This is a genomic window from Coprococcus sp. TF11-13 (genome assembly GCF_003481085.1).
Taxonomy (GTDB): domain Bacteria; phylum Bacillota; class Clostridia; order Lachnospirales; family Lachnospiraceae; genus Coprococcus; species Coprococcus aceti.
Window position 1 is genome coordinate 344232 of record NZ_QUKK01000002.1, and the last position, 21299, is coordinate 365530.

The following is a 21299-nucleotide window of genomic DNA, read 5'->3' on the forward strand; positions in this document are numbered from 1 at the left end:
CACAATTCAGTGTATAACATTCGAAATTGCCATATGCACGTTGATTTTATAATACATGTCAGGCAACTGGAAAATATATTTGGAAGAAAGGAGAAGACGGATGGCTAATGTGGTTGTCAATCCTACACGTATGGAGCTGACAAGGCTAAAGAAGAAGCTGGTTACGGCGTCCAGAGGTCATAAGCTCCTGAAGGATAAGCGAGATGAACTGATGAGGCAGTTCCTTGACATGGCAAGAGAGAATATGGAACTGAGAAAGAAGGTTGAGGCTGGCATCAAAGCTGCCAACACCAACTTCGTAATAGCGAAGGCGGGGATGAATGAGCAGACATTGAGTACGGCGCTCATGGCTCCGAAGCAGGAGATGCGGGTCGCTCTTGGCGACAGGAATGTAATGAGTGTTGACATTCCGGTGTACGACTATAAGACGAAAAGCGCAAATTCAAATGACATATATTCATATGGATTTGCATTTACATCCGGAGAGCTGGATGATGCAGTGAAGTCCCTCTCGGATATACTTCCTGATATGCTGAGGCTGGCGGAGGTTGAGAAGTCCTGCCAGATGCTTGCAGCGGAGATAGAGAAGACCAGAAGGCGCGTAAATGCTCTTGAGCATGTCATTATCCCGGAGACCCGGGAGGGAATAAAGTATATAAGCATGAAGCTTGATGAGAATGAGCGAAGCACTCAGGTCAGACTTATGAAGGTCAAGGACATGATGCTGGAGGAGGCTCATCACTACAAAGAGCATCAGTTTGAGCATGCGCAGTAAAAAGCAGAAGTTTTGGTAAAAACCGCCCACACCCCGGATAAATAAAGGGATGTGGGCGGTTTGTGCTATTCAATGCAGTTATGTTATACTTATAGTGTAAACACTGTTGAAAAGTGTGGTAGTGCATCAGTGCGGGGGCCTAAAAACGACCACTATACATATCAGGACTAAAACATCAGTAAGTGTTGGGAAAACAAAGGAGAAATTGCATGAAAGAACATAATTATAAGATGAAAAATAACTTTGAGCAGGCAGAGGATGCAGCTTGTGAAACGCGCAGAAAAATAACATGGAATGGTATAGGTCTGCTTTCCGGAGCACAGCTTAAGTATATAGCGTTCATTTCAATGCTCATAGATCATACGAATAAGACATTGCTGTATCCGTATCTGGATGGTGGAATAATATCGGCTGTAAGTGATGTATTTGATGTCCTGGGGCGGATAGCTTTCCCGATATTCATATATATGCTGGTGGAAGGATATTTTCATACGAGAAACAAGTGGAAGTATCTTGGAATGCTGCTTATATTTGGCGTGATATCTGAGATCCCTTATGACATGTTCTCCAGTGGCGTATTCTTTGAATGGAATGCAAATAATATTATGTTTACATTGGCGATGGTGCTGGCAATGATATGGATCATTGATGTGCTGAGGAAAAAAATGGAGAAGCTTCCCAAGGCAGTATGGTTTATAGCAACGATACCGATAGTTGCCATAGTGTGTCTTATATCGATGAATCTTGCGGTTGATTATGACTACCACGCCATACTTATAGGATATTTCCTGTATATATTTCATGAAAAGTCCGCAATTGCAATACCGTTCTGCTACCTGGCGATGTTCAAGGAACCGTGGGCACTGTTGGGGTTTGGACTGACTTTGACATACAATGGCAAGCGCGGCAGGCAGAATAAGCTGGTGAATTACCTGTTCTATCCAGTGCATATGCTGATACTCGGTATTATAAGGATGTGTCTTGGGCTGTGATAGATGAGAAGGAGCACGGAGGCGTTATGGAAATTGACAAAGAGCTTATGACAAAGATATATGACCTCAGGCGCAGGCTTCACAGCATTCCTGAGGCTTCGATGCATGAGATGCGGACTAAGGCGGTGCTCATGTCGTTTCTCAGGGAGAATACTGACCTTGAGATCGTGGATAGAGGTGCTTGGTTTTATGCGGTGCTGAAATCTTCTGATGACAGAATAGGGGATGAAGAAAGAACACCGATCGCGTTCAGGGCAGACATGGATGCAGTGTGTGGGCAGGATGGAAAGCCGGGACATTACTGCGGGCATGATGGACATAGCAGTATATTATGTGGGGCTGCGGCCTGGCTGTCCCGTGCAATGGAAAAATGCGGAAATACACACAGGGACGTCTATTTCATTTTCCAGCCCGGTGAGGAGATTGGTGCCGGGGCAAGGCTGTGCAGAGATCTTATAATTGAGAAGAATATAGGTGAGATTTATGGACTTCATAACATACCGGGATATCCGAGAAATCATGTGCTGACGATAGATGGAACATTTGCATGCGCATCAACGGGGCTTGAGATACATATGATAGGAACAGCCAGCCATGCGGCATATCCTGAGGCGGGAAAGAATCCGGGGCCTGCGCTTGCCAGGCTGCTGCTGGAGATAGAGAAGCTTACGGAGGAGTACAACCGCAGCAGGGGATTTGTCAGGATGACGCTCATCGGAATAGATATTGGAAGTGCCAATTACGGTGTGGCTGCATCAGAAGGAACGCTGCGCATGACGGTGAGGGCTGAGAGAGAAAAGGTATTTGCCGGGTATGTGGATGAGATAAAGCAGATTGCACAAAATACTGCGGACGATGGGGGCTTCACCCTTGATATACAGGAGATAGAGCGGTTCCCGGCAACGGAAAATCATGCTGTGAATGTGGACAAACTGAGAAAATGTGCTGCTGACCAGAATATTGTGGTTACAGAACTTGCTGAGCCGATGAGGTGGTCGGAGGACTTCGGATACTATCTGCAGGAGACAAAGGGGGCATTCTTCGGCGTAGGTGATGGTGAGGATCATGCCCAGCTCCACACGGCGGGATTCGAGTTCCCGGATGAGATCATAGAGACAGCAGTTAAGATGTTTGTGGGGCTGGCATTGATGTAGTGCAGGTAGGAGATAATAAGTTATTTGATGTTCAAAAATGGGGTAAAGTCGTATGAAGATAAAATATGACAGACGCGTAATGCGTATAATTCTGACCACAGCGGTGGTGGTATCTGTTCCTACACTTGTAGGAATGATCTGTGGTGTGTTTTTTGATGATATTGTCAGTACATTTTGCGATGTTATGATGGTGACCAGCGTTATTACATTTTCCCCTATGGTTGGTTTGTGGCTTGCCTGCCTGGACGCATGGCTATACCTGAGAGAACTGGTCAAGGCCGGATATGAGGTTCCAGATGACAGAAGGAAATATAATTGTGTGCTGGAAAATCTGCCGAGAGAACGAGAAGATTATTGCATCGTTGATGGAAGGGACTGGGATAGCGTGATATCAGCATGTATCACGGCTGCATGTGCACTCTGTTTTGCGGTGGTGGTAATAAAGTATTATGTAGGGTGGTGGCGCTGGCTCCCCGGAGTGTCGATTCCTGGAATATGCCTGTGTATTGTTGTTGTATTCTGGGTGGCTGGGGCAGTTGTATATTATAGACAGTCTGACAATAGAAGATATAGAGGAAGGCTTGAACCAGTCGATGACAGAAAGATAAGAACCTATCTGTTTAAGAAGATAATGACTGTACTTTTGGCTGGCTTTGTATCCGTGATTTTTGATCTGGCTATGTTTTCTGCGGCTGGTTACATGGCTAAAGCGCAGGTGGAGGCGGATGTTGAGAAGGTGAGATACGAGGTCGCTGGTATCAGCGATGTATCTCGTGACGGTCAAGATGGAACATACCAGCCAGGAGAGATAGACACGGACAAGCTGGGCATAGATTTTCGGATGAAAGACGGACATCTTGAATGGCAGTCAGAGCACGGGCAGATGAAGCTTACGTATGTATATACATGGAAATATGGGAAAACGGAAAGAAGTATCATCAGATGATTTTTGCGTAAACTTGTGCCTGTTCAGGCATAAAATCCCTCTCGTAGAACATAATAATAACAAGTTGTAAAAGGGATGTGTGTGGAGGTTCGACATGACAAAAGCGGCAAAGATATATCTGGTGGTTCTCATATGGCTGTCAGCGCTGGTGCAGCTGGCGGTACTTCTGATCTAGAATTTATTAACTGTTATCTGAATAGCGATTCGGATTTGATGGATTCAGTAAAATGTGACTGCCTCTTGAGTCATTCCGGAATTGTTCAGAATGAAATAACAGGTAACGACCTGTTTTGTTAAAGAATTAAATGAAAATATATATCATTACCAATGATTATATGTTAGAATAAATCGACTTTGTTTCAAATTGCAGGGATGCAGCCGCGAATATGCGGAATGTTTGGAGACAGGGTCGATTTTTCTGCATAAAATGCAGGATGATCTTCATGGATTTTGGGAAAAATAGGAAGTCTGTTAGCTATTTTACCCTGGATACCGTGCCTTAAAATGTATCTCGACATGGAGAGGCAGGTGGATAGGGCTACTAACCGTGATCCATGCCATCACCCGGTATCATAAAGGGGTTTTTTCTTAACATGTTTTTGATTCCCCGACAGTATGAGGGCAAGATAAAGTTGTGCTCATGCGAGGAGAGCTATCAGATAGGCTTTTCGTTATTTGCTCCCCGGGCTGGTGAGATATACAGCAGTGATACATGGAGCGTGGATTTGTTGTTCGCTGACGGCGGGGCGGTCGCTCTTGTCGTCCATTTGGAATGGCAGATGACAAATGCGCTTTGTTGGGGCACTGTAAGTAAGTGACGGAGTATGTCACGATACTTAAGGAGGAAATAAATGGAAAAAAACAACAATAATTCCAACAATATCATTGAATTGAAAAACATTGTCAAGACCTATGACAATGGATTCACAGCAGTTGACGGCTTTAACCTCGAAGTGAAGAGAGGCGAGTTCGTCACGTTCTTAGGCCCTTCAGGCTGCGGAAAAACCACGACACTTAGAATGATAGCAGGATTCGAGATTCCTACTTCAGGAGAGATATTACTGAATGGACAGGATATCAGCAAGCTTCCACCAAATAAGAGACCTATCAACACGGTCTTTCAGAGGTATGCGCTGTTCCCACATCTGAATATCTTTGACAACATAGCATTTGGCCTCAAGCTCAAGAAGCTTCCTAAGGCAGAGATCGTGAAGAAGGTCAAGAAGGTCCTTGAGATGGTTGACCTTGAGGGCTTTGAGGACAGAAAAGTCGCCACGCTTTCGGGTGGACAGCAGCAGAGAATAGCTATAGCGAGAGCTCTTGTCAATGAGCCAGAGATACTTCTTCTGGATGAGCCTCTTGGCGCACTGGATCTCAAGATGAGAAAAGAGATGCAGATAGAGCTTAAGGGAATGCATGACAGGCTGGGAATCACTTTTATCTATGTAACACACGACCAGGAGGAAGCACTCACCATGTCAGACAAGATAGTTGTAATGAGCGAGGGTGAGATACAGCAGATAGGAACTCCTGAGGATATATATAATGAGCCGAAGAACGCATTTGTTGCGGATTTCATAGGCGAGAGCAACATCTTTAACGGAATCATGACGGGCAAGTTTAAGGTAAGATTCTGTGGTGCAGAATTTGTCTGTCTGGATGACGTGGAGATTGGAACGAAGGTGGACGCCGTAGTAAGACCGGAGGATGTGATGATCACTACACCTGAACAAGGCGCTGTAAAGGGCGTTGTGACCTCCGTGGTATTTAAGGGCGTTCATTATGAGATCACCGTTGAGTCTGGAAGGAATGAGATAGTTATACAGACCACAAAGTCTGCCAAGGTTGGAGATAAGGTTGGTCTCAATGTTGAACCTGATGGAATCCACATCATGATATCGGGGACTGCAATCAACAAGATTGAGAGCTCGGTCAACAGAAACTACGCACTTGGTGTATTTGACGGTAAGGTATCATGCGACCTCACGGAGATCGTTCCGGGTTCAGCCATGAAGGATGGCGTGCTGGTGGATGCAAATGGTGAGGCGATAGACCGTGAGAAGATCAAGGTAATAGTATCTATACTTCCAGAGGATATCGACATGAGTGATGACGAGGAAGCTGGTATACTCTGCGGACATATCATCAATCTTATATATAAGGGAGACCACTACAGCTATGTGGTGAGAACTGACAATGAGGAGGACTTTATCGTGGATGACGAGGACCTGTGGAACATGGATGACAGAGTCAGCCTGATAATTCCAGAGGACAAGATGAAGTTTTCACTTAAAAGGTAGATGGAGGGATGAACATGAACGGCTTACGTTTTTCAAGAAAACAGCTGGGCATCCCATACGCATTATTTCTCATATGCTTTGTAGTTGCACCACTGTTTGTAATTATTTATTATGCCTTCACCAACGGCGAGGGCAGGTTTACATTTGACAATCTGACGGGATTCTTTACCAGCCCGAACACCATAGGTACTCTGGCATACAGCTTTTTGCTTGCCATAGTGACTACTCTGGTGTGTCTGCTGCTGGCATATCCGATCGCATATATACTTGCGAGAAGTGAGATGAAAAGGAAATCGGTCATTGTCATGATGTTCGTGCTTCCGATGTGGATCAACTTCACACTGAGGATCACAGCACTCAAGGAGGTACTCACGGTTATGGAGGGCAATCTAGCATTCCACCCGTTTCTCAATTCGGTTATAGGAATGACATATGATTTCCTGCCATTTATGATACTTCCTATATACACAACCATATTGAAGCTTGATGGCAGCCTTATGGAGGCCGCTGTGGATCTTGGGGCAAATAGCTTCCAGACATTTGTCAAGGTCACACTTCCGCTCACCGTTCCGGGAATCGTCAGCGGAATAGTTATGGTATTTTTACCATCGATGACTAACTATGTTGTGCTTGACATGCTTTACAACAGCACATACATCATGGGTAGTCTGATAGGAAGCTACTTCTCAGCATACAACTGGAACGGCGGTTCCATGATAGCACTCGTCCTTCTTGTGATAATACTTGTATTCACACTTGTGACAAACAAGTACACGGATGACGACGGTGGAAGCAGAGGAGGTGCGTTGTTATAATGAAGAAATGGTCTAAGATTATATTTATATGCATTATGCTGCTTCTCATATATATGCCTATACTGATACTGGCTGTGTACAGCTTTACGACATCGGCGAATATAGGAAGCATCCATGGTTGGTCGCTCCACAATTATGTGACTCTGTTCACAAAAGATGAGCTGAGGTCAATGATTGTTGGAACTGTTCTCCTGGCTACCGGTTCAGCATTGATAGCAACCATTCTAGGAACACTCGGTGCTATAGGTGCTTTTTATTCAAAAAAATGGGCTTCAGCATCGATAAATGCCATGAATGAGGTGCCTGTTGTAAATGCAGATGTTGTGACAGGTTTCTCTATATGTATACTGCTCATAGTTGCATTCGGCATGAGCAAGGACAGCTATGTTCCGCTTGTCATCGGCCATGTGGTTTTGTCGGCACCTTTCGTATATCTGTCGGTAGTGCCAAAGCTCAAGCAGATGGACAGCAGTCTGTATGAGGCTGCGTTAGATCTGGGAGCTACACCTTTCCAGGGACTCACAAAGGTAGTGATACCTCAGATACTTCCGGGTATTATCTCGGGATTTGCGCTGGCTGTTACACTGTCACTGGATGATTACTTCATCGCGACATACACCAAGCCTGCGACATTTGACACCATAAGTACTTACGTTGTAAATGCGACAAAAGGTTCACAGACTGAGATCAAGACAGCCCTGTGGGCGCTCTCAACAGTCATTTTTGCATTGGTTGTCATAATCGTTGTGGCTATGAATGTGGCCGGAAGAAAGAAGGAGGTGGAGCGATGATAAGACATAGATGTTTTGGACGTTCGATTTCCAGAAAGCTGGCGGCAGCAGTCATGGCTGTTTCATTGCTTGCCGGACAGATGCTGCCGGTAATGGCAGCGGAGGATACAGGAGATGCTGCTTCTGTCAAGAGTGACGGCGCATCTGCTACTGAAAAAGAGGTCACTCTCAGGGTGTGCAGCTGGGAAGAGTACATTGACGAGGGTGGTTGGGATGAAGACGAAGCCCTGGAACTGGACAATGGAACAACTATATTTGGTGAGAATTCCATGGTGGAGGATTTCGAGAGCTGGTATTACGAGAATTATGGTGTGAAGGTGAATGTTCAGTATTCGTGCTTCGGCACCAATGAGGATCTCTATAATATGCTGACTCTCGGCGATGTGTATGATCTTGTATGTCCTTCGGAGTACATGATCATGAAGCTTATGTCTGAGAACAAGCTTGAGCCTTTGTCTGATGGCTTTTTCGATGAGAACAACGACAAGAATTATTATATAAATGGTGTGTCGCCATATATTCGAGATACATTTGAGACGCATGAGATAAATGGAGAGACCTGGAGCAAATATGCAGCTGGCTTCATGTTTGGAATTACGGGAATTCTGTACAATCCGGAGAAGATGACTGCTGATGAGGCGGGAACATGGACAGTCCTCAACAACCCTAAGTTTGCAAAACAGATCACCATAAAAGACAATGTCAGAGATTCCTACTTTGCCGCAGTCGGAGCACTGCAGAGAGACAAGCTGATGGACACTGAATTCAGGGCTCAGGATGATTACTCAGAGCAGCTCAAGGATATCATGAACGATGTCAGTCCTGAGACTATAGCAAAGTCACAGGATCTTCTTCAGGACATAAAGGATAATGTGTATTCATTTGAGACTGACAGCGGTAAGGCAGACATGATAACAGGAAAGGTTGTCGCGAATTACCAGTGGTCAGGAGATGCAGTTTATGCCATGGATCAGGCTGAGGAGGATGGTGTGAAGCTTGACTTTGCGGTCCCTGAGGAGTGCACAAATCTGTACTTTGACGGATGGGTCATGCTGAAAAATGGAATAGACGGTGACGCTGACAGAAAGCAGGCGGCCGAGGCGTTTATCAACTTTGTGTCAAGACCTGACAATGCAGTCCGCAACATGTATTACATTGGTTATACCTCAGTCATAGCAGGTGGGGATGACGATACGGTATATTCTTATCTGGATTACACTTATGGTGCAGAAGATGACGAGGAGGATGTTGTTGATTATCCACTTGGATATTTCTTCACAGGGGACAACTCAGATCCTGACTACGTTCTCAGAGCTCCTGCGGAACAGGTCAACAGACAGCTTGGGGCTCAGTATCCGTCACAGGACGCCATAGAGAGAAGTGCGGTCATGGAGTATTTCGATGAGGATGCCACCAAGGATATCAACCAGATGTGGATCAACATCAGATGCTACAATATCAAAGATGTGCCGACATGGGCATGGTTTATTGTGGCAGCGGTGATCGGTGCACTGGCCGGAGTGATCGTATATCATAAAAGGTCAAAGAAATTTTATCTTGGGAAATAGAATAATATAAAATAAACGGCTGCCCTGATGGTATGTGGTTTTCGGTAAGAAAGGCCATATGCCATCGAGGCAGCCGTTTTAGTTTATGTGAGCGGCGAGGGAAAGGTTGTGTTGTTTCTGTGGTATTACAGCATCGAATAACCATAGCTGTTGACAATGGCTTCTATCTTCTTGCCGGCCTTACACATAGGGCACTCGTCAACGGAATAAGAAGCATAGTCGTCGATATCCTTCTTGCTGAACAGAGAGTGAACCTCGTGGCCTGCAACCTCGTCTGTAGCTGAGAAGATAGCTGATATTCCTGAGATGCTTCCGCCGTAGTATTCAATACATTCGATGCTCTGCTTGATTGTCTTGCCGGTGGTTGCCGATGCAAGGAGAAGGAGAACGTTCTTGTTCTTGATCATTGGCTGAAGGTTATCACGGAATATGAGCTGGCCTGAAGAATGAACCTCAGGTGTCATGATGTATATGGTCTGGTGCTGGTTCATGGACACGATACCGTTCTCTGTGAGGGCATTTGCAAGGTAAGCACCGATAACCTCTGTTCCGTCCATGCAGACGATGGTGTCAACGATCGTTGTTGCAACATACTCTGTAGCCATGGATTTGGCAGCAGCGAGAGCCATATTTCTTCTGCTTTTGATGGTTGTCATATCGATGTATCTGTTGATGTGGGAATGGTTAGTTGCAAAATGTCCGTCAACTACCTTGATGTCCAGTGCATTGTTATAAGACGATGTGATCTTGGTTGTCATGTTTTCCATAGTTTAAATTCTCCTTTTCTATTATTATGTTGTCTGTAAATAAAACAGTAATTTCCTAGACTATTTCCAGCACGGTGTTGACCAGCAGGTCATCCTGTTTTGGATTCATAAAACAGAATCTTATGTATTTGTTGTCAAGTCCGCCTATATCAGCACAGCTTCGTATATAAAGACCCTTTGGCATGCAGTAATCCACCACATCACCCGCGGAAATAGCATCCCTCAGGATACGGATCAGTATGAAGTTGGCGGCCGGTTTGTACAGCTTGATCGACTTGTGGGTGGACAGTGCCGAGTACACAAGGTTGCGCTCGGTTCTGATGAGCTCTCTTGATTCGGCAATGTATTTTTCGTCGGTGAACATGGCGACTCCGGCGGCCTCCACAAGCTTGCCTATCGCAAATGGCAGTCCGGTGATCTCAAGTGTTTTCTTGAGAACAGGATTCGATGTGATCATATATGCCAGCCTGAGTCCGGGAACTGCAAAAAATTTCGTTGTGTTTCGCAGCACGATAACATTCTCGTATTCCGATGTGAGAGGAATGGCAGAATTACTCTCCAGATCATCAACAAAATCCATGTATTCCTCGTCAACGACCATGGTTATGTTATTACCATCGCATATCTTGGCTATAAATTCCAAAGACTCTGCATCGATTATCTGTGATGTTGTACCATTAGGATTCGATATAAATATAATATCGATGTCCTCTGACAACTTCGATATAAAATCTGCGATGTCGAGGGTGAAATCCTCCTCCTCAGGTGTGGAGTAGTAGATTATCTCACAGCCGTTCATAGAGAGCAGCTTTTCGTAATTCTGTGCTCCAGGTGTTATCAGGATAGCTTTCTTAGGCGAGGTAAATTCGCACAGTATCTTGACAAATTCATAGGAGCTACCGCCGACGATTATGTCGTCTGTCTTTGCTCCGGAGTATGCGGATATGGCCTCCTTTAATTTCTTTGTGTTGTGATCAGGGTATACTGATAACTGACTCATGTTGTCCGCAATAGCTTTAGTAACAGATTCGGGAACTCCCAGTGGATTCATGTTAAGATCTGCACGAACAGTTTCGACCTGACTGAGGAGATTCTCTGTTTTTAGATTGATAACCCCATTTTTCATAAAAAAACCCCTTTTTCAGTTGTTTTAAGTTATTTTTCTGTATATATTGTTTAAAAAGAGACAATATTTTGTTATAATCTGAATATATGTCTTTTTGTCAATTATACCGATTGGAAGCTTCAAATACAACCACTATGAGTGATTTTTGACAAAAAGACAATAGAAATAGATACAGGAGACCAGACGATGAAGGGAATAGTTGAACAGTATGCTCGTGGTGAGTTTAAGGTTGACAGACCAGCGGTAGCCATATCAGTCAGCAAGATAGAATTGAATATCGAGGCGGGAACTGTGTATGATGGAGAGTTTACAGTGGATTCTTCAAACAGTTGTGCAGTGAAACTGATGGTATACGACAGCCGCTATATACTGGATTTCAAGAGTCACACATTTGTGGGCAGGAAGAACAGAGTCAGCTATTCATTTGACGCCCGAGGAATCGAGCAAGGCAAATCCTTCAAGGGTCATATAAATATAATCACTGATGGGGGAGAGTTTATCATCCCTTATCATATAGCTATAGTCGCTCCATATATTCAGGTCGAGGGTAAGAAGCTCGAGGATCTGTTCCAGTTTGCAGCATATGCAGAGGAGAACTGGGAGGATGCCATAAGGATATTCGGAAGCGAGGATTTTGTGCGCACTTTTATAGGCAGGGATGAAAAGCTTCAGAGGGTGTATGACACACTGGGAATGTCACTGTCCATAGGACAGGCCATGGAGGAATTCCTTGTGTATACACACAAGAAGAGGGCACTCACACTGTCCGTGGCTCAGAACGATCTGCTGGTTGAGATGCCATCCGAATTGGTCAGGGCATCGGTTACGATCACCAAGAACACCTGGGGCTACACGAATACCAAGATAGCGTCGGACTGCGATTTCCTCATACCGGAGACCAGCGTGCTGAAGTGGAACAGCTTCGATGGCAACACATTTGACCTCAGTTTCCTCATAGATCCGCAGAAGATCCACGACGGGGAATCATCGGGTTACATTTATATATGGAACACTTATCAGAATATGAGAATACAGGTGAGCATCAGAAAGCCTGAGGTCATCAAGATGACTCCAAAGAGCAGGCAGACGAGATTCACCATCAAGAGGGCGGAGGAGGCTCTGATCCGTGCATATATTGACTTCAGAACGGACAAGATCGATCTGAAGAAGTACATAGCGGAGACCAGGGATGCCCTGAACACCCTTATAAAATACAGACCGGAGTATGGCATGTACAGGCTGGGACTGCTCCATATGCAGATCCTGGAGGGACACACGGAATTTGTCGAGCAGGAATTTCTGAGAATAGATGCGGATGCCAATTTCACAAGCATGGAGGACATGGAGAAGTGTTATCTCAGTTACCTGAAGTCGCTTCTGCGCAGGGAGAAGTTCATCATAGACAGAACTGCTGCCATGGTCAGAGAAAGGTTTGAGGCAAATGACAAGAACAGGCTGTTCTATTTCTGGATACTGTTATTTGTGGATGTGAATTATACAGAGGATAAATGGGTTCTCTACGAGGATATACAGAAGCTGTTTAACTCAGGTGTAAACAGTCCGGTAATATACTTTGAGATATGCGACATGTTCAACAAGCAGCCTCTCATGATGAAGAAGATCGCACCGCTTGAGATCGCAGCCCTCAGATGGGGCATGAGAAATGAATTTGTCTCAGAGGATGTCATCGTGGAGTTTGTCAAGACTGCTTCGAGACAGAAGGATTTTGACGAGCAGGCATTTAAGATGCTTGAGCAGATATACGATATGAGGCATGACAGGACGACTCTGGATGCCATTTGTGGAATACTGATCAAGAATAAGATGTACGATCCGTGTTATCACAGATATTACAGTGACGCATCGGACAAGGATCTCAAGTATGTTGGTCTGAATGAATGCTTTATCAGGAGCATGGACAAAAACCACTACGATGAGATACCGGAGGCTATACTCAGATATTTCAGTTACAAGAACGTTTTGACGGACGAGGAGCTGGCGTATATATATGCAAATGTCATCATGAACAAGGAGAACCAGAAGTCGGTGTACAGGGATTTTGTCCCTGCCATTGAGCGTTTCATGGAGAAGATGATACTTCAGGGGAATGTGAGCGATGACCTGACAGTCATATACGATGAATTCCTTGATCCTGATACGGTGAAACCGGAATTTGCCACAAAGCTCATCAACATAATATTCAAGAGAAAGTTCGTGTGTGATAATGAGAATATAACACACATACTGGTATCCCACAGTGAGCTTGGCGGAGAGGTCAAGGTTCCGGTGGTTAATGGTGAGGCATATGTAGAGATAATATCGCCGTCTGCCATAGTCACACTTCTGGATGACAACGGCGGCAGATATGTGAGCACCGTACAGTACAGAATGGAGAGAATCGTAGACGAGAGGAGCTATCTGGACATTTGTCACGAGTACAGTCCAAGGGATTACAGATACCTGTTGTTCCTCTACAACGATATAGATATATTTACACACAGGGATGCAAAGGAGATAAATCTTGCCAGAGATATCGCACTCTGCCCTGAGGTGAGCTACAGGGTGAGACAGGAAGCGCTTACCCATATGGTTGAGTATTATCATGAGAATTTCGATGCGGACATTCTCGGAAAATATTTGTCCAAGATAGATCTGGATTACGTGGATCCTTCATATGCTTCCAGGATAAATACATATTATATAGCTCTGGATATGTATGAGAATGCATTTGAGGGAATGTACAGATTTGGCTATGTGGATGTGGATATAGATGAGCTGATCAAGATAGCCGAGTTTGGAATCGATGACAAGAGATACGATGAGAGCAGGCTGCTCATATCCATATGCGTGTATATATACAGGAGAGGGTACGCCGGACAGAAGATACTGTCATATCTCATCAACAATTACAACGGATCACTCGAGGAGATGGCAAATCTCTTCAAGTCGGTCAATTCAAATTACAGAAATATTGATATGCTGTCTGAGAACATACTCGCACAGATGATGTTCGCGGACGGATATATAGAGTCCATATACGATATATTTGAGGTGTACTATCGCGGCCGCAGCCGAGGCATGGTGGTGAAAGCTTTCCTCAGATATTGCGCGCACCAGTATTTTATAAAGGATCAGAAGATCCCTTCATATATAATGGAGGATCTGTACAAGGAGATCGCCAAGGGCAATATAAAGGACGAGATATCCAGAATGAGCCTGCTGTATTATTTTAGCAACCGAAGTGGACGATACACTGAGGAGCAGCAGGAATGGATCAAGGCAAATGTAAAACAGTTTATAGAATACAGCAAGATACTTCCGTTCTTCAGAAAATTTGAGTCGATCGTAAAGCTGCCAGGGGATATGAGATTCAAGACATATGTCATATTCAAGGGTGAAAGCGGAAAGCAGGTATGGGTCAGCTACAGCTTTGGACAGGAGAGCAGCAGTATGGCAAACTACAAATCCGAGAGGATGAATGAGATAATTCCGGGAGTGTATGTTAAGGAAGTTGTCGTATTCCACGGAGAGTCGCTTGTCTACTCCATCGATGGAGTGGTTGGAACTTCAGTCGTGGTTGAGAGCGACATACTCAAAAATGAGACATTCCATAAGGATGGAAGCAGCAGCTTTGAACTTATCAATAGCATGCTGGTTAGCCAGGAGACAAGAAATGACCATGAGCTCATACAGGCAATGGACACATATCTGTACAACAGCCATTTCTTCGACGCCAATTTGATGTTGCTTTAACTTTTTGATTTTTCACAAGGAGGGGCATAATTTATGTCTGACACACAGTTATATCTGGGTCTGGATCTTGGCCCGGAATATACACAGCTTAGTTATTATAATGTTGACACGCGGGAGCCGGAATCGGTGTACCACAAGGAGGCGAGGGATACATATATGCTCCCTAACATCATGTTCTACAGCGCGTACAACAAAAAGACGGATGACGGACAGAGTGAAGCTTACAAGTTCATAGATCTGGCTGGCTGGTGTGCAGGGGCGAAGGCTTCAGCCTGCAGGTTCGAGGAAAATGGAACGGTTGTGGATCAGGTGTATGAGTGTACCCTGAGAAATGAGAATATAGAAGTTGCGGGGCGTAATTATAAGGCGGGAGATCTTCTTGTGAAGATGATGATACTGCATATAAGACAGTTTACCGAGCAGTTTGAGGGTTTTGTGATAAAGAAACTGACAGTCACAGTGGCTGACACAGATCCGCGCATCATAGCTGCAGTCAGAGGACTTAAGTCGGCACTCCGTCTGACCCATGACCAGTTTAATATAGTGAGCCATCTGGACAGTGGCCTGTGCTATATATTTGCACAGCCTGAGCCGCTCAGGAATAACAGCGTGGGACTGTTTGATTTCGGCAGGAGCGGGCTGGATTTTTACAGGATAGATATGACAAGGAAATATCCTTTGATAGTGACCGTTGAGCATGTGAACTTCCATGACAGGATGAACATGAAAAGATTTGGAAAATACCATGAGGATATGGATGAGGCATTTGCGGATATAGTTAAGGAATGTATGTCACAGGTGTTTATATCCTCTGTATTCCTCACGGGAATAGGATTTGCTGACAACTGGATGAAGCAGTCGGCGGCGGTCCTGTGTCAGGGCAGAAGGGTATTTGTTGGACAGAATATATATACAAAGGGTGCATGTTACAGATCGCTTGGCGGTGTGTACACGGAGGCGCTCAGCAGATATTTTATAGATACGGAGCAGACGGTCAAGACAAATATCGGAATAAATCTCATGGATGAGAAGAAGACGTTCTGGCCGATAGCATACGGCGGGCTTGAGTGGTTCAACACCCGCGGAAGCATAGAGGTATTCCTCGACAACACAAGAAGGATACAGATCGTATACCAGGATATACTGACTGAGGAAGAATGGCGGGAGACTGTGGAGATATACGGGCTTCCGGCGAGACCAAAGAAGACGACAAAGCTGTCGATATCCGTGGAGTATTATGGTGCGGATAAGGGCGCGATAGTCATCCGTGATCTTGGATTTGGAAGTTTGTATCCTACCACAAATAAGATATACAGAAAAGAATTTGACATAGAAGCCATCAGGAGAAAGCATGCGGAGAAGCTTGAGGCAGCGCGAAGGGAAGAGGAGCTCAGGATACGCATGGGTGACACCGAGGAACTGAGAGGCGAAGATCCGGCGGTGGAGCATGGTAATGCAAAGACGGTGGAAGCCGAGCAGGAGGTACATGAAGAGCCTGTGGTATATTACGGAACAGCGTCACCTGTGGAGCCGGAGACTGTGGAAGAGCCGGATGATTTCGGAATGGAAGCAGATGATGTTGTGGAAGAGATTGACGACGATGCGGGGGATATGACGGGGGCTGAAGAGTTAGAAGATGATGCGGTCTCTGATCCTGAGAACATTTCAGATGAAATTGATGATGACGAAACGGAATCAGTGGATGCTGCATATGAGGTAGATGATGACGAAACGAAATCTGTGGATGCTGCATATGAGGTAGATGATGACGAATCAGAATCAGATGACATTACAGACGATGCAGATGACAGCGAGACTGAGATCGACGAGTCAGAGCCGGACGATGAAGAAACCATAGATGAAGAGGATCTGGATGACGAAGATTCCGATGAGTATGAGCAGAGTGCGTTCAGCATCCCGTCATACCTCAGAGGACAGCATTTTGATCCGGGAGAGTGATACACATATGAGTGGAATTATTATTTGTAAGACAAAGACAGCGGACAATCCGTACACATTCCTCAATACGAAGATAACCATATATTCATATGAGGAGCTGTGCTACTACATATTCAACAATATGGTGCTCATAGGTAAAGACGACCTTGCGGACAGACTCAGCAACTGGCTGAGAACGGCCATAGACATGGAGGATCTTGCGGACAAGATAGACGCGCTCAATGCCAAGAATGCGTATATCCAGGATATCATGGTGGAGATACTTACATTTGGTGAGTTCTACAGCAAGGATGAAGTGAAGGAATTCATGGACGAGTGCAAGAGGATCAGGACTCTCAAGCCGTATGAGCTGGACAAGAAGAGAGCTGACAGCTACATGATGTACAAGCATTACATCAAGGCTGACGCCATATACGATGACATCATAGAGTACAAGGAGTCACATGGTGAGTACGATGAGTTCCTTGGAAATATATATCACAACAAAGGCGTTGCGCTGGCGGGCAATCTTCAGCTTGAGGAGGCAAAGGATGCTTTCATCAGAGCATTTGCGCTGAATAAGAACAATGAGTCATTGATAGAATACTTCTGTGTAATGGCGGTGACGGTGGACACGGCGACACTCCAGAGGGAGATAAGAAAGCGCGGTATGCCGGCCGGATTCCTGGACGATCTGATGAACGAGATCGCTGATTCAAAGGAGGATGTACATGAGATGTCCATATACAACAAAGTCCAGAAGGCTGTGTACAACAGAATGCACGGCGACATAGAGGACTATGACAGGCGTATGAATTCCATCCTGAGTGCACTCAAGGATCAGTTCAGAAACCAGATAGGATGACTTTGTGCTTGACGTACAGCCAGCCTATGTTGTACTATCACAATGAATAAAGAAGATATATGCAAATGCTGTGACGAAGAGGAGTAGCATGTGGAGTCAGACAGAGAGAATGGTTCGTGGGCTGTGAGACCGTTCCTGACAGAGACTTGTGAAGGTAGCTTCTGAGCTGCATGGCTGAAAGATCACGATAAGGATAGGCCATGCCGGGGCGTTCCCGTTATAGGATAAGATGAGATACAAAACAAGGTGGTAACGCGAATATTTACTCGCCCTTCTGACAGAATGTCCGGAGAGCGGGTTTTTTTGTGCAGTGCATAGGGAATAAGAAAGCTCCGGGGTAAAAAGTCCGGTCCGGATTTATCAAACAGTAAGAAATCAGTAACAATAGAAAGGAAGAATGAGATGAAAGAGTTAGAGAAGACATATGATCCTTCCCAGATAGAGGACAGACTCTACAGAAAGTGGGAGGAGAAGAAGTATTTCCACGCAGAGGTTGACAGGAGCAAGAAGCCATTTACGATCGTAATGCCGCCTCCAAATGTAACAGGACAGCTCCACATGGGACATGCCCTGGACAATACCATGCAGGATATACTTATCAGATTCAAGAGAATGCAGGGCTACTCAGCACTGTGGCAGCCTGGTACAGACCACGCAGCCATCGCAACCGAGGTCAAGGTTACAGAGAAGCTGAAGGAGCAGGGAATAGATAAGAAAGAGATCGGCCGTGAGGAGTTCTTAAAGCATGCATGGGCATGGAAGGAGGAGTACGGCAATCGTATCGTGAGCCAGCTCAAGAAGATGGGTTCATCCGCGGACTGGGACAGAGAGCGATTTACCATGGACGAGGGATGTTCCAAGGCAGTCAAGGAAGTATTTGTAAGACTGTACGAGAAGGGCTACATCTACAAGGGCTCAAGGATCATCAACTGGTGTCCTGTATGTAAGACTTCCATATCAGATGCTGAGGTTATACATGAGGAGCAGGACGGATTCTTCTGGCATATCAACTATCCTGTAGTTGGAGAGCCTGGAAGATTTGTGGAGATAGCAACCACAAGACCGGAGACACTTCTCGGAGATACAGCCGTTGCAGTAAATCCTGACGATGAGAGATACACAGATATAGTAGGAAAGATGTTGGAGCTGCCACTTACAGACAGACAGATCCCAGTTATCGCAGATCCATATGTTGACAAGGAGTTTGGAACAGGATGTGTAAAGATCACACCTGCACATGACCCTAACGACTTCGAGGTTGGAAAGCGTCACAATCTTGAGGAGATAAATATACTGAACGATGATGCAACCATAAATGAGCTCGGAGGCAAGTATGCAGGCATGGATCGCTACGAGGCAAGAAAGCAGATGGTGGCAGACCTTGACGCACTGGGACTTCTCGTAAAGGTAGTTCCACACAGCCACAACGTAGGAACACATGACAGATGTAAGACAACTGTAGAGCCTATGATCAAGCCTCAGTGGTTCGTCCGCATGAAGGAGATGGGACAGGCAGCACTTGACATCATCAAGACCGATGAGCTCTCATTTGTGCCTGAGCAGTTTGACAAGACATACATCCACTGGCTTGAGAACATCCGTGACTGGTGTATATCAAGACAGCTCTGGTGGGGACACAGAATCCCTGCATGGTACTGTGACGAGTGCGGCGAGACCATCGTCAGCCGTGAGACACCTACAGTATGTCCAAAGTGCGGATGTACACATCTCACACAGGATGAGGATACGCTCGATACATGGTTCTCATCTGCGCTGTGGCCATTTTCAACACTTGGCTGGCCGGATAAGACACCTGAGTATGAATACTTCTATCCTACAAGCGTGCTTGTAACCGGATACGACATCATATTCTTCTGGGTAATCCGTATGGTATTCTCAGCACTTGAGCAGACAGGCAAGAGCCCATTCAAGCATGTGCTGATCCACGGACTTGTAAGAGACGACCAGGGACGTAAGATGAGTAAGTCACTTGGAAATGGTATTGACCCGCTTGAGGTTATAGATAAGTACGGTGCAGACGCCCTTCGTCTGACACTTATAACAGGAAATGCTCCTGGAAACGACATGCGTTTCTACTGGGAGAGAGTTGAGAATTCCAGAAACTTTGCAAATAAGATCTGGAACGCAACACGTTTCATCATGATGAACATGGAGAAGGCAGATTTCACAAATGTGAAGCTGTCTGACCTGACAATAGCTGACCGCTGGATTCTGTCCAAGGTCAACACACTTGCAAAAGAGATGACAGACAACATGGAGAAGTTCGAGCTTGGTATCGCTGTATCCAAGGTATACGACTTCATCTGGGAGGAGTTCTGTGACTGGTATATCGAGATGGTTAAGCCTCGTCTCTACAACGATGAGGATGAGACAAAGGCAGCAGCACTCTGGACACTTAAGACAGTTCTGATCCAGGCACTTAAGCTTCTTCATCCATACATGCCATTCATCACAGAGGAGATCTTCTGCAACATTCAGGACGAGGAGGAGTCGATCATGATCTCCAAGTGGCCTGAGTACACAGACGAGTGGAACTTTGAGGCTGACGAGGCCGCTGTTGACACTATCAAGGCAGCAGTCCGTGCCATCAGAAACCTTCGTACAGGAATGAACGTACCACCTAGCAGAAAGGCAAAGGTATATGTCGTATCTGCAAAGGAGGACGTGAGACATATATTTGAGTCATCAAAGAGCTTCTTTGCCACACTGGGTTATGCCAGCGAGGTACACGTTCAGGAGGACAAGACAGGAATCGATGAGAATGCAGTATCAACACTGATCCACGATGCCGCTGTATACATTCCTCTTGAGGAGCTTGTGGATATCGACAAGGAGATCGAGCGACTTGAGAAGGAGGCTGCTAAGCTTGCCGGAGAGATCAAGCGTGCATCAGGAATGCTTGCAAATCCAAAGTTCGTTGACAAGGCCCCAGCCGCAAAGGTTGAGGAGGAGAAGGCAAAGCTTGCCAAGTACACTGAGATGTCTGAGCAGGTTGCCGAGCGTCTTGCACAGCTTAAGAAGTAATTATAAGGTCCCGACAGACGGAATTGGCTTTTCGCCTGCCGGGATCTTCGTTTTTATTGTGTCGATGAGACATTTCCTTCATATCATATAACAGAAGAGGTTTTTCTGTCGGTATGAAGGAGGTGGAGAAATGGGATTCACAAGTATTCCCATACGCAACATCATACGTGAAGCTGTTGCAAGGGGCGGCATAATAGTGGATGTCAGGGACCGCGATGAATTTCTGGAGGGACACATCCCCATGGCGGTAAATATTCCATTTGAGTTGATAGAAGCGAGGGAGTATACTCTTCCCAAAAGCAAATATCTGCTGGTATACTGTGCTCATGGGGTGAGCAGCATGAAGGCTGCGCTCATCATGAGCGAGGATGGATACAGAGTTATCAACACGGTGGGAGGCCTGGCGCAGTACAGAGGCCCGCTCACAAGACAGAGATAGAACAAATATACAACCCACAGAAAGG

General features: G+C 45.5%; 16 protein-coding genes and 1 other annotated feature. Of the genes, 14 read left to right on the forward strand and 2 right to left on the reverse strand.

The genetic code is table 11. The annotated features are described in order from the left end of the window. Positions 1-100: 100 nt before the first annotated feature. From DXD11_RS06085 to DXD11_RS06125, 9 genes are all read left to right on the forward strand, one after another. Complete coding sequence (locus tag DXD11_RS06085) at positions 101-775, forward strand: V-type ATP synthase subunit D (protein WP_118757984.1); 675 nt, start codon at positions 101-103, stop codon at positions 773-775. A 209-nt stretch (positions 776-984) separates the two neighbouring features. Next, positions 985-1767, forward strand: coding sequence for a TraX family protein (locus tag DXD11_RS06090; protein WP_118757985.1), 783 nt, complete (start codon positions 985-987; stop codon positions 1765-1767). Continuing rightward, the gene (locus DXD11_RS06095; RefSeq protein ID WP_118757986.1) at positions 1764-2921 is read left to right on the forward strand and encodes a M20 metallopeptidase family protein; all 1158 of its coding nucleotides are present in this window, start codon (positions 1764-1766) and stop codon (positions 2919-2921) included. Before DXD11_RS06090 ends, DXD11_RS06095 begins: the two co-directional genes overlap by 4 nt. Positions 2922-2973: 52 nt before the next feature. Then, the gene (locus DXD11_RS06100; protein ID WP_118757987.1) at positions 2974-3867 is read left to right on the forward strand and encodes a hypothetical protein; all 894 of its coding nucleotides are present in this window, start codon (positions 2974-2976) and stop codon (positions 3865-3867) included. A gap of 593 nt (positions 3868-4460) precedes the next feature. Beyond that, a complete protein-coding gene (locus DXD11_RS06105) occupies positions 4461-4685 on the forward strand; it encodes a hypothetical protein (RefSeq protein ID WP_243105816.1) in 225 nt (74 codons plus the stop codon). A 33-nt stretch (positions 4686-4718) separates the two neighbouring features. Further along, complete coding sequence (gene potA / locus DXD11_RS06110) at positions 4719-6167, forward strand: polyamine ABC transporter ATP-binding protein (protein WP_118757989.1); 1449 nt, start codon at positions 4719-4721, stop codon at positions 6165-6167. Between the two features lie 14 nt (positions 6168-6181). After that, a complete protein-coding gene (locus DXD11_RS06115) occupies positions 6182-6982 on the forward strand; it encodes an ABC transporter permease (protein WP_118757990.1) in 801 nt (266 codons plus the stop codon). After that, entirely contained in the window at positions 6982-7773 is a 792-nt protein-coding gene (locus DXD11_RS06120; RefSeq protein WP_118757991.1) for an ABC transporter permease, read from the forward strand. Before DXD11_RS06115 ends, DXD11_RS06120 begins: the two co-directional genes overlap by 1 nt. Next, on the forward strand, positions 7770-9341 hold the full coding sequence (locus tag DXD11_RS06125; RefSeq protein WP_118757992.1) for an extracellular solute-binding protein: 1572 nt from the start codon (positions 7770-7772) through the stop codon (positions 9339-9341). The genes DXD11_RS06120 and DXD11_RS06125 overlap by 4 nt, the downstream gene beginning before the upstream one ends. A 125-nt stretch (positions 9342-9466) precedes the next feature. On the opposite strand, the gene DXD11_RS06130 is transcribed toward DXD11_RS06125, so the two are convergent. Then, on the reverse strand, positions 9467-10108 hold the full coding sequence (locus DXD11_RS06130; protein WP_118757993.1) for a phosphoribosyltransferase: 642 nt from the start codon (positions 10106-10108) through the stop codon (positions 9467-9469). Positions 10109-10163: 55 nt separating this feature from the next. Further along, positions 10164-11234, reverse strand: a complete 1071-nt coding sequence (locus tag DXD11_RS06135; RefSeq protein WP_022217544.1) for a pyridoxal phosphate-dependent aminotransferase — start codon at positions 11232-11234, stop codon at positions 10164-10166. 186 nt (positions 11235-11420) lie between these two features. Here DXD11_RS06135 and DXD11_RS06140 point away from each other — a divergent pair, with 186 nt between their 5' ends. From DXD11_RS06140 to DXD11_RS06160, 5 genes are all read left to right on the forward strand, one after another. Then, positions 11421-14987 carry a DUF5717 family protein gene (locus tag DXD11_RS06140; RefSeq protein WP_022217545.1) on the forward strand — a complete coding sequence of 1189 codons (3567 nt, stop codon included), beginning with the start codon at positions 11421-11423 and terminating at the stop codon, positions 14985-14987. Between the two features lie 33 nt (positions 14988-15020). After that, positions 15021-16946 carry a DUF5716 family protein gene (locus DXD11_RS06145; protein WP_118757994.1) on the forward strand — a complete coding sequence of 642 codons (1926 nt, stop codon included), beginning with the start codon at positions 15021-15023 and terminating at the stop codon, positions 16944-16946. 7 nt (positions 16947-16953) lie between these two features. After that, complete coding sequence (locus DXD11_RS06150; protein WP_117549702.1) at positions 16954-17790, forward strand: hypothetical protein; 837 nt, start codon at positions 16954-16956, stop codon at positions 17788-17790. Positions 17791-17851: 61 nt separating this feature from the next. Continuing rightward, positions 17852-18067: a binding site (T-box leader), on the forward strand. A 125-nt stretch (positions 18068-18192) separates the two neighbouring features. After that, a complete protein-coding gene (locus tag DXD11_RS06155; protein WP_022217547.1) occupies positions 18193-20835 on the forward strand; it encodes a valine--tRNA ligase in 2643 nt (880 codons plus the stop codon). A gap of 130 nt (positions 20836-20965) precedes the next feature. Continuing rightward, positions 20966-21274, forward strand: a complete 309-nt coding sequence (locus DXD11_RS06160; protein ID WP_117875111.1) for a rhodanese-like domain-containing protein — start codon at positions 20966-20968, stop codon at positions 21272-21274. The last annotated feature ends 25 nt before the right edge of the window (positions 21275-21299 follow it).

Bases quoted from the DNA above. Each gene is read 5' to 3' on its own strand.
- DXD11_RS06085 (WP_118757984.1), top strand. From the start codon at position 101: ATGGCTAATGTGGTTGTCAATCCTACACGTATGGAGCTGACAAGGCTA.
- DXD11_RS06090 (WP_118757985.1), top strand. From the start codon at position 985: ATGAAAGAACATAATTATAAGATGAAAAATAACTTTGAGCAGGCAGAG.
- DXD11_RS06100 (WP_118757987.1), top strand. From the start codon at position 2,974: ATGAAGATAAAATATGACAGACGCGTAATGCGTATAATTCTGACCACA.
- DXD11_RS06105 (WP_243105816.1), top strand. From the start codon at position 4,461: ATGTTTTTGATTCCCCGACAGTATGAGGGCAAGATAAAGTTGTGCTCA.
- potA (WP_118757989.1), top strand. From the start codon at position 4,719: ATGGAAAAAAACAACAATAATTCCAACAATATCATTGAATTGAAAAAC.
- DXD11_RS06115 (WP_118757990.1), top strand. From the start codon at position 6,182: ATGAACGGCTTACGTTTTTCAAGAAAACAGCTGGGCATCCCATACGCA.
- DXD11_RS06120 (WP_118757991.1), top strand. From the start codon at position 6,982: ATGAAGAAATGGTCTAAGATTATATTTATATGCATTATGCTGCTTCTC.
- DXD11_RS06125 (WP_118757992.1), top strand. From the start codon at position 7,770: ATGATAAGACATAGATGTTTTGGACGTTCGATTTCCAGAAAGCTGGCG.
- DXD11_RS06130 (WP_118757993.1), bottom strand. From the start codon at position 10,108: ATGGAAAACATGACAACCAAGATCACATCGTCTTATAACAATGCACTG.
- DXD11_RS06135 (WP_022217544.1), bottom strand. From the start codon at position 11,234: ATGAAAAATGGGGTTATCAATCTAAAAACAGAGAATCTCCTCAGTCAG.
- DXD11_RS06140 (WP_022217545.1), top strand. From the start codon at position 11,421: ATGAAGGGAATAGTTGAACAGTATGCTCGTGGTGAGTTTAAGGTTGAC.
- DXD11_RS06145 (WP_118757994.1), top strand. From the start codon at position 15,021: ATGTCTGACACACAGTTATATCTGGGTCTGGATCTTGGCCCGGAATAT.
- DXD11_RS06150 (WP_117549702.1), top strand. From the start codon at position 16,954: ATGAGTGGAATTATTATTTGTAAGACAAAGACAGCGGACAATCCGTAC.
- DXD11_RS06155 (WP_022217547.1), top strand. From the start codon at position 18,193: ATGAAAGAGTTAGAGAAGACATATGATCCTTCCCAGATAGAGGACAGA.
- DXD11_RS06160 (WP_117875111.1), top strand. From the start codon at position 20,966: ATGGGATTCACAAGTATTCCCATACGCAACATCATACGTGAAGCTGTT.